The organism is Labilithrix sp. (genome assembly GCA_019637155.1).
GTDB lineage: Bacteria > Myxococcota_A > Polyangia > Polyangiales > Polyangiaceae > Labilithrix.
Genome location: JAHBWE010000025.1, coordinates 14,099 through 27,303 on the forward strand (window position 1 = coordinate 14,099; position 13,205 = coordinate 27,303).

6 protein-coding genes are annotated in these 13,205 nt (G+C 72.7%); 3 read left to right on the forward strand and 3 right to left on the reverse strand.

Annotation, left to right across the window (positions count from 1 at the left end; all coding sequences use genetic code 11):
- The first annotated feature begins 170 nt into the window (after positions 1-170).
- Complete coding sequence (locus KF837_39265; protein MBX3233429.1) at positions 171-7,124, forward strand: amino acid adenylation domain-containing protein; 6,954 nt, start codon at positions 171-173, stop codon at positions 7,122-7,124.
- A gap of 60 nt (positions 7,125-7,184) precedes the next feature.
- Positions 7,185-9,161 carry an ATP-binding protein gene (locus KF837_39270; protein ID MBX3233430.1) on the forward strand — a complete coding sequence of 659 codons (1,977 nt, stop codon included), beginning with the start codon at positions 7,185-7,187 and terminating at the stop codon, positions 9,159-9,161.
- A gap of 435 nt (positions 9,162-9,596) precedes the next feature.
- On the opposite strand, the gene KF837_39275 is transcribed toward KF837_39270, so the two are convergent.
- Positions 9,597-11,279 (reverse strand): HTTM domain-containing protein, encoded by a 1,683-nt coding sequence (locus KF837_39275; protein ID MBX3233431.1) that lies wholly within the window; start codon positions 11,277-11,279, stop codon positions 9,597-9,599.
- 25 nt (positions 11,280-11,304) lie between these two features.
- On the reverse strand, positions 11,305-11,511 hold the full coding sequence (locus tag KF837_39280) for a hypothetical protein (protein MBX3233432.1): 207 nt from the start codon (positions 11,509-11,511) through the stop codon (positions 11,305-11,307).
- Here KF837_39280 and KF837_39285 point away from each other — a divergent pair.
- The gene (locus KF837_39285) at positions 11,510-11,926 is read left to right on the forward strand and encodes a hypothetical protein (protein ID MBX3233433.1); all 417 of its coding nucleotides are present in this window, start codon (positions 11,510-11,512) and stop codon (positions 11,924-11,926) included. The two genes, KF837_39280 and KF837_39285, sit on opposite strands and share 2 nt — an antisense overlap.
- 557 nt (positions 11,927-12,483) lie before the next feature.
- Here the strand turns inward: KF837_39285 and KF837_39290 are convergent.
- On the reverse strand, positions 12,484-13,152 hold the full coding sequence (locus KF837_39290) for a hypothetical protein (GenBank protein MBX3233434.1): 669 nt from the start codon (positions 13,150-13,152) through the stop codon (positions 12,484-12,486).
- Between the last annotated feature and the right edge of the window lie 53 nt (positions 13,153-13,205).

The window sequence follows — 13,205 nt, forward strand, 5'->3', positions numbered from 1 at the left end:
CCCATACATCGAGCATATCGAGCGGCAAACGAGCGAGCGGCGAGCGCAGGGATGATGCGAGCGTGTCATGGCTGCGGCGCTCGCGCCGAGCGACGCGAGCGACGGAAGCGACGGAAGCGACGGAAGCGACGGAGAAAATGGCCCATCGACGGAAGTGGCGCACGATTGACTTGCCCGGAGCCCGCGCCGGAGGAGCACGACGGCCGTACGAACGGATCGAGCTCGCGGTCGGGGACGACGCGGAGAGGACGACGATCGCGATCGCGTTCGGCGCCGTGGCGGCGCGTCTCTCGAGGCAGTCGAGCGTGGACGTCGCCGTGCTCTTCGCCGACGGGGTCGACCTCGTCGAGCTCGCGATCGACGAAGGGCGCACCGCGTCGACCGTCCGCGACGCGGTCGCGCGCGCGATGACGCGCCCGGCCTCGGTCGCGCCGCCGCTCGACGAAGCGCCGGGGCTCCGCGTCGGCGTACGCGTCGAGGTCGCGCGTCGCGCCGACGGCGAGGTTCGACCGGAGCTCGTGCTCGATCTCGTCGGACCGTCGCCCGCGCTCCTCTTCGATCCAGGTCGCCTCCTGCCGGTCGCGGCGCGCCGCTTCGGAGAGTCGCTCGTGGCGGCGCTCGGCGCCCTCGCGCGCGAGGACCTCCCGCTCGACGATCTGCCGCTCCTCGCGCACGCGAGCGAGCGCGCGCTGCTCGGCGACGCCGAGGGGCCGCGCCTCGAGCTCGCGCACCTGCCCCAGGTGCACGAGAAGGTCCTCGCCTTGGCGGAGCTCGACGGAGGACGCGTCGCCGTCACGCAGGGCGACCGCCGGCTGACGTTCGCGGAGCTCGCGCGCGCCGCTCGTCGCGTCGCCGCGCGCCTGATCGCCGAGGGGCTCGAGCCAGGCGCGTGCGTCGGCGTGTGCGCGACGCGGACGCCGGAGATGGTGGTCGCGCTGCTCGGGGTGTGGATGGCGGGGTGCGCGTACGTCCCGCTCGATCCGTCGCACCCGCGCGCCCGGCTCGCGTACGTCCTGAGCGACGCCGGCGCGTCCGTCCTCGTCACCGACGATCCCCGATCGCTCGACGGGCTCTTCGGCGGCTCGACGATCACGCTCTCCGACGCGCTCACCTCGGAGGGCGAGGCCTTCCCGCGGCGAGGCACGCTCGCGTACGTGATGTACACCTCCGGATCGACCGGGCAGCCGAAGGGCGTGCGGATCTCGCACGCAGCGCTCGTCAACTTCCTCGCGTCGATGGTCGATCTCTTCGGCCTCGGCGCGACCGATCGCGTCCTCGCCGTCACGACGATCTCGTTCGACATCTCGCTCCTCGAGCTGTTCGCGCCGCTGTACGCGGGCGGCAGCTCGACCCTCGCCACCTCCGCGGAGGCGATGGATGGGAGCGCGCTCCGGCGTCTCCTCGAGGCCGAGCCGGTGACGCTGCTCCAGGCCACGCCGACGACGTGGAGGCTGCTCCAGGGCGCGGGCTGGGACGGGACGCGCGGGCTGCGCGCGCTCTGCGGCGGCGAGCCGTTCCCCAAGGAGCTCGCGCGCGAGCTCCTGCCGCGCGTGGCGGAGGTCTGGAACATGTACGGGCCGACGGAGACGACCGTCTGGTCCACCGCACATCGGGTCCGCCCGGAGGACGTCGAGGGAGAGCGGTCGGTCCCGATCGGGCGCCCGATCGCCAACACCCAGGTCTACGTGCTCGATCCGAGGCGCCGCCTCGTGCCGCGCGGCGCCGTCGGAGAGCTGTACATCGGCGGCGAAGGACTGGCGGACGGCTACCATGAGCGCGTCGCCCTCACCGAGGCCGCCTTCGTCGGGAGCCCCTTCGCCGCGGACGGCGCGCGCCTCTACCGCACCGGCGACCTCGTCGCGTGGCGCGAGGACGGGACGCTCGAGTGCCTCGGCCGCGCCGACCAGCAGGTCAAGCTCCGCGGCTACCGGATCGAGCTCGGCGAGATCGAGGCGGCGCTCGAGGCGCACGTCGCCGTCGCGCAGAGCGCAGCGCTCGTGGCGACGCGCTCCGGCGGCGCGCAGGTGCTCGTCGCCTATCTCGTGCTCGCCGATCCCTCCCTCCGCGCGGGCGCGCTGCGCGAGCACCTCGCGGCGCGGTTGCCGCCCTACATGGTGCCGGCGGCGTGCTACGTGGTCGACGCGATCCCGCTCGGCCCGAGCGGCAAGATCGACCGCAAGGTCCTCGCGGCGCGGGAGGCGCCGGCCCTCGACGACGCCGACGAGCACCTCGTCGAGCCGCGCACCGAGACCGAGCGATGGATCGCCGCGCGCTGGGCGCTCCTGCTCGGCCGCGATCGCGTCGGCGCGAACGCCGACTTCTTCGACCTCGGCGGCGACTCCCTCACCGCGATGCGGTTCTTGCTCGCCGTACGTGACGAGCGCGCGAGCGCGCTCGGGCTGCCCGAGCTCTTCGCGCTTCGTACGGTCGACGCCGTCGCGCGTGCGATCGACGCCGGGTCCGCGCCGGCGTCGCCGCCCGCGCGGATCGCGCGGACCGAGCGTCCGGCGCTCTCGTCGGCGCAGCAACGGCTCGTGCTCTTGGCGCGGCTCGATCCGAGCAGCTCGGCGTACAACCTCGGCTACGACGTCGAGCTCGAGGGTGAGCTCGACGCGCGGGCGCTCTCACTCGCGCTCGTCGACTTGACGGCGCGTTGCGAGGCGCTGCGCACCGGGCTGTCGAGCGACGGCCTCTCGCCGCGGCTCTGGCCCGAGGGCGCGCTCGCGCCGCCCGCGGTGGAGGACCTCTCGTCGCTGCCCGCGGCGGAGCGCCTCGACGCGGCGCGACGCCGGATGCAGGCGCTGCTCCGCCGCCCCTTCGCGCTCGACGCGGAGCCCCCGCTGCGCTGGGCGCTCTTCGAGCTCGGGCCTCGTCTTCACCGACTGGTCGTCGTGGTCCATCACATCGCGTTCGACGGACCGTCGCTCGCGATCGCGATCGGCGAGCTCGCCGCGCTCTATCGCCATCGGCGCGGTGACGGGGCCCTCCCTCCAGAGGCGAGGTGCCGCTTCGTCGACGCCGTCGCGTTCGAGGAGGCCGCCGCGAACGCGGAGGCCCACCTCGCGGCGTGGACCTCCAGGCTCGAGGACGCCGCGCCGCTCGAGCTGCCGACGGACCGGCCGCGAGCGCGCGCTCTCTCCACGCGCGGTGGCTCCGTCGCGATCGAGCTCGACGTGGATCTCACCGCCCAGGTGCGAGGCGTCGCGCGCCGGCTCGGGACGACGGGCTTCATGGTGCTGTTCGCGGCGTTCGATCTGCTGCTCGCGCGCTGCTGCGGGCAGGACGACGTCGTCGTCGGGACGCCGGTGTCGCTGCGCACGCATCCCGACACGCTCGGCGTCGTCGGGTTCTTCGTGAACACCGTGCCCGTGCGCGTGTCGCTCGGCGGCGCCGGCGACTTCGCCGCGCTCGTCGCGGCGGTCCAGACCGCCGTGCTCGACGCGTTCGCCCTCCGCGACGTGCCGCTCGACGCGATCGCCGCCGCGCTGCGTACGGGGGACGCCGGGGCGCCGCCGTTTCGCGCCGCGTTCGCGCTCGGCGCCGACGCCTCGGAAGCGTGGACCGTGCCGGGCGTCCGCGCGCGGATCCACGAGCACCCGTCGACCGGCGCGCGCGTCGAGCTCGGGCTCCTCCTCACCGAAGGCCGGGATCGCGTCCGCGGCTACCTCGAGTACGACGCCGACCTCTTCGACGCCGACCGGATCGAGGCGATGGCGCGGCACTTCGTGGTCCTCCTGCGCGCGGCGGTCGCCGATCCGCGGGCCGACCTCTGGCGCCTCGACATGCGGACCGCGGAGGAGCGCGTGGCGCTCGATCGCTGGAACGACACGCGGCGCGCGGCGATCGACGACGGGCCGGCGCACGCGTTCTTCGAGGAGCATGCCCGCGCCCGCCCGTCGGCGATCGCCCTCCGCTTCCGCGGCGAGAGCCTCCGCTACGGCGAGCTCGACGCGTGGGCGTCGCGCGTCGCCGGCGCGCTCCGCGCCGCCGGGGTCGGCCGCGGCCGGCGCGTCGGGCTCGCGCTCGATCGCGGGTTCGGGCTCGTCGCGGCGATCCTCGGCGCCTGGAAGGCGGGGGCGGCCTACGTCCCGCTCGATCCGGGGTATCCGCCGGAGCGGCTTCGTCTGTTCCTCGAGGACAGCGGCCTCCGTCACGTCCTCGTCGAAGGGGCGCTGCCCGCCGCGCTCGAGGGCGTCGCGGGCCTCCAGACGGTGGACGTCGCCGCGGCGCGGATCGCGGGCGACGTGGGACCTCCGGGCGGTGAGCCGACCGGCCCCGACGATCTCGCCTACGTCATCTACACGTCGGGCTCGACGGGGCGTCCGAAGGGCGTGGAGCTGGTCCACCGCGGGCTCTGCAACCTGGTCGTATCGCTGCGCGAGCTCCTCCACGTCGACGCGGCGGAGCGCGTGCTCCAGTTCGCGTCCACCAACTTCGACGCGTCGGTGTGGGAGATCGCGATGGCCCTCATGGCCGCGGGCGGCACGCTCGTCCTCGTGCCGCGAGAGAGCGTGGCCGATCCTGCCGCGCTGACCTCGCTCCTCGTCTCCGAGCGCGTCACGATCGCGACGCTCCCGCCGGTGATCCTCCACGAGCTCGATCCCGCCGCGTGTCCGGTGAAGACGATCATCTCCGCCGGTGAGGCGTGCACGATCGAGCTCGTCCGGCGCTGGGGTCCGGGGCGCCGCTTCGTCAACGCGTACGGGCCGACGGAGACGACCGTCTGCGCGACGCTGGAGATCGTCCGCGACGAGCTCGAGCGACCGCCGCCGATCGGACGGCCGCTCCTCAACATGCGCGCGTACGTGCTCGGCCGCGGCGAAGTCCTGTCCCCGCCGGGGATCGTCGGTGAGCTATGCATCGGGAGCGAGGTCGCGCTCGCGCGCGGCTACCTCGGCCAGCCCGAGCTCACGGCGGCGGCGTTCGTCGACGATCCGTTCGTGGACGGCGGGCGGATGTATCGGACCGGCGACCTCGCCGCGTGGTCGCGCGGCGGATCCCTCGAGTACGTCGGCCGGCGCGATCGTCAGGTGAAGCTCCGCGGGCACCGGATCGAGCTCGACGAGATCGAGCACGCGCTGGCGAGCCAGCCGGGCGGCCTGCGAAGCGCCGTCGTCATCGTGCGTCGGCCGCCGAGGGACGAGCTCCTCGTCGGGTTCGTCGAGCCGGACGCGCGCGGGTTCGACGCCGACGTCGCGCTCGCCGCGATGCGCGCCGCGCTGCCGGCGTACATGGTGCCGGCGCGTCTCGTGGTCGTCGACGCGATGCCCGTCACCCCCAACGGCAAGATCGATCGCAAGGCGCTGGAGCGGACGTCGTTGGAGGAGGCGGCGCCCGGTCCGGCGGTGGTCGATCCGTCCGCGAGCGATCCGCTCGAAGCGAGCGTCGCTCGGCTCTTCGCCGAGGCGCTCGGCGTGGCGGCGTTCGGCCTCGATGACTCGTTCTTCGAGCATGGCGGACACTCGCTCATGGCGGCGCGCCTCGGCGTCCGTCTCCACGAGGCCACCGGCGTGGCGCTGCCGCTCGCGAAGATCTTCGAGCGGCCGACGGTCCGCGCGGTCTCGGCGTGCATTCGCGCGATCCGCGCGGGCGAGGTCGCGGGGCCGGAGGCGCTCGATTTCGCCGCCGACGTGCGTCTCGATCCGTCGATCGCGCCCTCCGGCGCCGCGGCCCACGCCGGCGCGTGGCGCGAGGTGCTCGTCACGGGCGCGACCGGGTTCCTCGGCGCGCACCTCGTCGAGCGCCTGCTCGCGGAGACCTCCGTCGCCGTGTGCTGCCTCGTCCGCGCGCCGCACGCCGGCGAGGCGCTCGCGCGCGTGCGGGACAACCTCGCGCGCTACGACCTGTGGAGGCCCGAGCACGCCGCGCGGATCCGTGTCGTCTGCGGCGATCTGGCCGCGCCGCGCCTCGGCCTCGACGACGCGACGTACGGCTCGCTCGCGGAGGAGATCGACGCCGTCCTGCACAACGGGGCCTACGTGAACCACGTCCGCCCTTACGCCGCGCTCCGTCCGGTCAACGTGATCGGCACGGCGGAGGCGCTGCGCCTCGCGTGCACCGGTCGCCCCAAGGCGTTCCACTATGTCTCGACGGTCGACGCCGTGACGCCTTCGTCGATCGACGACGGCCTCGCGCGTGAGGTGCGGGGACCGGACGGAGGCGTCCTCGCCACGGGGTATGCGCAGAGCAAGTGGGTCGCGGAGGGGCTCGTCCAGATCGCCGCGGAGCGCGGCCTCCCCGTCTCCATCTCGCGCCCTGCCGCCGTCTGCGGGCGGGCCGCCGGCGGACGCTGGAACGTCGGCGACTTCTTCACCCGTCTGCTCGAGACGTGCCTCGAGCTCGGCGCGGTGCCCGACTGGCGTCTCGAGATCAACGTGCTCGGCGTCGACGAGGTCGCGGCGTGGATCGTCGACCTCTTCCGCGCGGTCAGGCCGGGGCCGGCGCGCATCCATCACGTCACTCATCCCGACTCGCTCACGAGCGGCGACGTCACCGCCGCGATGACCGCGCGCGGGCACGCCGTCCGGCTCGTCCCGTTCGCGGCGTGGCGCGCGTCGCTGTTCGAGAAGGCGCGGCGAGGGGAGGACCATCCGCTCGTCCCGATGCTGAGCCTCTTCGACGAGCGGCGAGACTGGGACGTCTCCGTGCGCTTCGCGAACGTCGAGGCGCGCAAGACGGCGCCTCGCGCGCGGTTCGCGAGCCCGCGTGAGTCGGTGACGGCGTTCTTGCGACGACACGGCCCCGCGGTCGAGCTCGGGCTCTCCGAGCGCGTGGCGCCGTACTTCGAGGCCCTGCTCGCGGAGCCGGTGGAGGAGCCGACGGCGCTGCGGCGCAAGCTCACCGATTGGGTCGAGCCCGTCACGCGAGCAGCGGCGCGTTACCCGCGGCTGAACGTCTCGCTCGCCTGGCGCCTCCAGCGCGCGTCGCTCGATCTCCTCGACGCCGTCGAGCAGAGCGCGCTGGGGCCGGAGCGACGTTGGGTCCAGGCGTCGATCGAGTACCTCGTTCGCGAGGGCGATGCGGTGCACGATTTCGAGCAGGCGGACGGGCTCCTCGACGATCTCGAGGTCCACAACGCCGTCGCTGTGGCCGTCGGTCGCGAAGACCTCTGCGTCCGTCTCTGAGCCGACGTACGATGCGGTGCCATGTGCCCGCACGGAGGAGGACGTACGCTCGGAGACACGATGGACGAGATCCGCGCGCGGACGTTCGTCGGGCGAGAACGTGAGGTCGCGCTCCTGACGAGCGCGGGCGAGTCGGCCCGGAAGCGCGTGTACTGGCTCGTGGGCCCCGGCGGCATCGGCAAGTCCACGCTCGTCGCGCGCGTCGTCCGTGAGCTCGAGGCTCGCGGGCAGCGTATCGCGCAGGTCGACGGCGAGGACGGCATGCTCGGCGCGGACGCGTTCGCGGAGGTGGCCCGGACCGCAGAGCCCTCGGGGATGCTCGTCGTGGACGGCTTCGAGCACCTCGAGCCCCTCTGGCTCTGGTTCCGAGATCGGCTCCTTCCGAAGCTCGACGCGCGCGTGACCGTCGTCGTCGCGAGCCGCGCGGCGATGCCCGGGCGATGGCGCGCGGATCCCGCGTGGAGCGCGATCGCGGAGGAGATCCCCGTCGGTCCCCTCGGCGACGAGGAGGCGGGCGCGCTGGCGCGCTCGCTCGGCGTGGCAGAGCCGCGCGTCTCGAAGGTCGTCGCCGCCGCGGCCGGCCATCCGCTCACGCTCTGGCTCACCGCCCAGCACGAGACGCAACCGACGGTCGGCGTCGAGCCGCTGCGCGCGTCCGTCCGGACGTTGCTCGACCGCTGTCCGACGGGCGCGCACCTCGACGCGATGCGGGCAGGGTTGATGTCGGTCCCCGTGACCGAGTCGCTGCTCTCGGACGCGTTCGAGATCGACGCCGTCGAGGCGCGCCGGGCCGTGCAGTGGCTCGCCGCGCAGCCGTTCACGACCGCGACCCCGGCCGGTCTTCGCTTCCATTCGCTCGTCGTGGAGGCCACGTCCGCGGAGGAGCTCTTCCACGATCCGGATCACGCGCGGACAACGAGGCATCGACTCCAGGACGCGCTGGCCAAGCGCCTCGCCCGCGTGCCGCGCGACGAGGTCCCGCCGCTGCTCGTCCCGTTCCAGCGCCTCCTCGCCGCCGAGCCCCGGCACATCCTCGCGGGAGTGGCGTCGGACTGGCGCACGCACTGCCGCGCCGCCGTGGACGCCGACTGGCCGGAGATCCTCGCGTCCGTGACTCGGCTCGACGGTGAGCCGAACGGAAGGCTCGTGGCCGCGTGGAGGAGCGCGGGCGACGCGCGCGCCGTGGTCGTCGTAGACGACGAGCGGCTATGCGGCTACGCCGTCTTCATCGAGGTCGACGTCGCGGGCCGGCGGTCGGTAGAAGATCCGATCGTCGAGCATTGGCTCGAGTGCCTGCGCCACACCGGAGGTCCGCTCGAGCAAGAAGCGCGCGCCCTCCTCGCGCGTTTCTTCGGCTCGGTCGACCACCACCAAGCGCGGTCGCCCCTCGTCTCGGCGATCCACGACGTCCTGTTCAGCGAGCTCTTCTGGCCACCGAGACCGGTCGTCGCGTCCGCTTCCGTCCACGCCGACGCGGAGGCGATCATCGCGCGCCCCGATCGATGGCTCGACGTCTACGGACGAATCGAGCTGGGCCTTCACGACTGGGCGGTCATCGGCATCGACTGGCGACGCCAGACCCGCGAGACCAAGCTTCACGCGCTGCTCGGACGCATGCGCGGGACGCTGCCCGCGCCGCGCTCGCGGCCCGTCCTCGGTGCGGCCCTCCGCGACGAGGTGAAGCGCGTGCTCCCACGATTCGCTCGGGCGGAGGAGCTCGACAGCCCGCTCCTCACGTGCGCCGCCGTCGAAGAGCGGACCGTCGACGGGACCGCGGCCCCGGATGCCCTCGCGCGAATGCTCTCCGACGTCTGCCGCGGTGTTTCGGCGGCGGGGCACGTGACCGAGCGCGAGGCCGCGATCCTCACCGCGACCTTCGTGCACGGGAAGGAGCGAAAGCAGCTCGCGATCGCGAAGGCGCTGGCGATGGGCTACAGCACGTACCGTCGTCACCTCGCCGCCGCCGTCGAGCGCGCGGCGCGTGAGGTCGACGCGCTCGAGGCCGCGGCCAGGGAGCGCGCCGGAGAGATCGGCTAGGAGGGCAGGCGTCCGCTCGCTCGATCGGCGCTCGAAGTGCTCGCCGGTCGACCGTTCGCGCGCCACGGCGGACCCGGCGGGCGATGATGCAGCGGTGAACGCGTGGCACGTCGCGCTGCGGTCGCTCGGGCTGGAGAGGCTGAGCGGCATTTGCTGGTCCGGCGTGCTCGCCGGCCGGAGGCTCAAGGTGCTCTCGATGCCCGCGGGGCGGAGCAAGTACGTCCAGCATCCTCCGTACGCGCTCGTCGAAGTGGTGCACGGGGCCGACCAAGAGCTCTCCTTCTCCTTCGAGCCTCCGGGGAACGGGCTGATGGAGGTGCCATGGCCGGAGATCGCGACGGCGAGGCTGCGCTGCTTCGCCTACGACACCGCGTCCGCAGAGATCCTGCGGAGCGCGGGCCTCGCGACGGGAGCGCTCTTGCGCCTGGCGGCGCCTCACGGCTTCGTAAGGATCTCGATCACGCCGGGAGCCGGCGCGCGGCCAGGGCTCGTGACGGCGGTGTTTCGGCAGCCGCCGCCGGACGGATCGTTCATCGTCGTCGTGGTGCAGAACCTCGTCGCGCTGGCGACCGCGCTCGACGCGCTGCCGCCGCCCGCGCGCTCGCCCCCGCGCCGTACGGCCAGGGCCGGTGGACACGGGCTCGTGCTCGCGGGTGTCGGCTGCGGAGCGCTCGTCCTGCTCGGGCTCCTCTTCCTCGGCGGGCTCGTCATCATGCTGTCGATGCGCCGTTGACCTGGGCACGTCACGGAGACGAGCTCGACCCACTCCGGCGCCGCGCCACGGTCCTCCTCACGCGTCGGCACGAGGCCGACCTCGACGGTCAGCCGGCCGTCGAGCGACGCACACTGGCGGAGCCCGAAGCGCTCGACCGCGAGAGGGTACATCCAGCGGCTCCAGCGAAGCTCCTGCTGGCGAACGCGGAGCGGTCGATCCGGTCCGTCAGGGAGCGGGCCGTCGGTCTGCACCACCTCGGAGCGGAGGACGTCGACGAGCGTCCCGTCACCGCGCGCCGTCGTGACGCGCAGGCGTCCGGTCAACGTGGCCGGCTCGGGCGCGAACATCGACCACTCCTGCGCGATTCCAAGTTTCATCGATATACTCGATGCAAATGGAAATAACGGTAATCTAGACTCGATGTCGGCTCGAGCGCGGAACGCCGCGAGCGCGTCGACGTTGGTCAACACTACGAGCACGGTCGTCGCCGCGACGGCGATCCGCGCGATCGACCGCGAACGGGCGCACAAGGGAGTTGCGGCGCTCGCGCTCGCGCCGAGGGCGCGCCAGAAGCGCGCTGGCAGCACCGCCATCCACACCGCGAGCATGAGCGGCGTGAAGAGCTCGAGCCGCATCGTGAGGCCGAGCGCGACGTGAAAAAGGAGGAACGCTCCCGCGGCGACCAGGCGCGCCGCCTCGGTCCGGAGCGGCGCGAAGAGCAGCAGCGGCCCGAGCGACTCGAGCGCGAGGACGCCCACGGAGAGCAGACGGAGCACGCGCGGATATCGGAGCAGCGCCTCGCCGACGGGCGTGGCGTAGCCGTGCATCCGCAGGGCCAGCGTGACGGCGTCGAAGTCTTCACGCCACGCGGGCCCCGACTTGTACGCGACGCTGAAGACGTAGATGCAGGCGAGCTGGACGAGGAAGCCGACGGCAGCGGGGCCGACGAACGTGTCCGGTGGCCCCGGGCGGCGCGCGCGGCGGGCGTCGAGCGACCAGCGCGCCCCCCACGGCAGGAGCACACCCCAGAACAGGACGACGCGAAGGACCGTGTCGCCGTGGTACGCGATCATCGGGTTTCGCGCCTGGAGCGAGGCCCACAGGAGCAAGCTCACGAGCGACACGAGCCGCGTGCGCCACCCGAGGAGCAGCAGCATCGCCGCGACAGCGCACGCCAGCATGCAGAGGACGGCGAACGCAGCGCTCCCGCCGAGCCCGTGCACGAACAGGAGCGGGAGGTCACGCTCGGCCTCGTCGAACCACGAGCGCGGCAGCAGGCCGTCGTCGGTGTAGTCGAGCGAGAGCCGCGACGAGCGCTCGACGAGGTCGGCCAGCATCAGGACGCCGACCGCGATGCGCGTCGTCGCGAGCGATCGCAGGTCGAGCGTGGCCAGCGCTCTCATCGGCTCGGGGAGGATCAGGGTCGGATCACGCGGCGCCGATCGACGGTGCGCCAGGCCCGGTCGCCGAGCACTTTCGGTCGACCTGCGACGTGTTCGTGAACGTGCAGTTGTACGACGAGCACTCGGAGTTCGACGTGCACACCTGGCCGGCGCCCTTCTGACGAAGCCATCGCTGACCTCCCTGAGACACGCACCGGTACTCGGTTCCGCCGAGGTCGATCTTCTTTTGCATGTTGGCTACCGCTCCGTTCGTCCACGGGCAGGTGCTCGTCGAGTGGCAGCGCCTCGCGCCAAGAGCGCCCGTGAAGATGGCGACGCCGTCCGTTTTGGTCGGCGTGCTGCATTGGGGGTTCGCGCCCGCGCACTGGCTCGCGTTCTGGCATTCGCTTCCAGCGCTCGAGACCGGGACGACAGCCGAGGCGTCGCAGCGGTACAAACCGGTCGTGTTGTTGACCGTGATGCTCCTCGTCTCGTTCAAGTTGAAGCCGACGCCGTTCGGCGTCACGCACGCGAAGCCCGCCGGGGCGCAGGCCCTCTCCGTGCCGAGGGTTCGGCCGCAGTTGTCCGACGCGCACATGTTGCCCGTCGAGCAGAACGTCCCGTTCGCCTTCGCGGGGACGAACCCGGTCAGGTTGCTTTCGCAGTAGTGCTTCTTCCCACCGACCCAGATCGGAGTCATCCGCGGCTTTCCGTACGGCTGTCCCGGCATGCCGCACCCGTCGTTGTTGCTCGCCGCGCAGTAGGTACCGTGCGTCGCCGAGGGTATGGCGGGCGAGGTCGTGTACATGAGACACTTCCCGGCTGGGCAGTTGGCTCCCATCAGGCACTTCTGTCCGGGCTGCACGGGCGTGTTGGCCTCCACGGGTTTGGCCGGCAAGAGCGAGACGAAGACGATCGCGAACAGGGCCGCGACTCCGAGAGGCTTCCGCCAGCTTCGGCGGATCGCCGCCGTCGCGAGCCTTCGCCACCCAACCGTGTCGTGCATCGTTCCTCCGTTCATGTCGTTCCTCCGTTCGTGATGAGCCGTCCGAGCGCCCGCTGCCGAGCGCGCGGGCAAGGCCCGACAGTAGAGACGGAGTCGTCTCGGATCCGTGTGCTCTGCGAACGCTCCTCCGGCGCTCGATCTGCTCACTCGAGCGCGGCTCGTCTCTCGTCGCCGGAGGAGGCGGCGGCGCACGCGACGACGACGTAACGTGAGGCGGGCTCAGAGGCATCCGCGCGCGCCGGTGTCTGTGACCGAGCACTCCTTCGGGGCCTGGCACTCCTCGACGACGACCGCGCGGCCGTTCTGGCATCCGAGGAGCGAGCGCAGGTCGGTCGAGCAGGTCACGCCGCCGGCGAGGTCGGTCTTGCACATGTCGCCGGGCGTGATGCCGCCGTTCGTGCACGCCGTGAAGGGCTGGCCGCCGGTGTTGTGCTTGGTGCAGTCGCTCGGCGGACAGTGCTGAGCGACCACCCAGGTGCCACCGACGCACCAGTGGACGGTCTTTCGATCGAAGGAGCAGACCGCCGCGCCCTCGCCCCCGCAGGGCGCTCCTTCCTTGGCGAAGTCCACGTTGGCCGAGTCGGTGCCGCATCGAACCGCGGTGATGGTCGCGACGTCGCGGCACTCCTGGAGCCCGGGGCACGCGAACACCTTCTCGTAGGCGCCGTTCGCGCAGGACAGGATCGAGCCGTCCGTCTTCCCGTCGGCGCCCGAGCCGCAACGTAGCTCACCGTCGCGTGTGCAGGCGCCGCCCACCGTGACCCCCGACGTCGGCGAAGCGGCCGGCGTCCCTGCGTCGTCGCCGCTGCTCGTCTCCGAGCTGCACGACGCTGCCGTCAGCCCCACGATGACGAGAGCGCCGAGCCGACCGCGGATCCGAATGGACATGCACCCTCCGGTTCGAGCCGCTGGGCGCGAACGGGCTCATGGTACTCGAGCGG

Bases quoted from the DNA above. Each gene is read 5' to 3' on its own strand.
- KF837_39285 (MBX3233433.1), top strand. From the start codon at position 11,510: ATGTTGGCTACCGCTCCGTTCGTCCACGGGCAGGTGCTCGTCGAGTGG.
- KF837_39290 (MBX3233434.1), bottom strand. From the start codon at position 13,152: ATGTCCATTCGGATCCGCGGTCGGCTCGGCGCTCTCGTCATCGTGGGG.
- KF837_39275 (MBX3233431.1), bottom strand. From the start codon at position 11,279: ATGAGAGCGCTGGCCACGCTCGACCTGCGATCGCTCGCGACGACGCGC.
- KF837_39280 (MBX3233432.1), bottom strand. From the start codon at position 11,511: ATGCAAAAGAAGATCGACCTCGGCGGAACCGAGTACCGGTGCGTGTCT.
- KF837_39270 (MBX3233430.1), top strand. From the start codon at position 7,185: ATGGACGAGATCCGCGCGCGGACGTTCGTCGGGCGAGAACGTGAGGTC.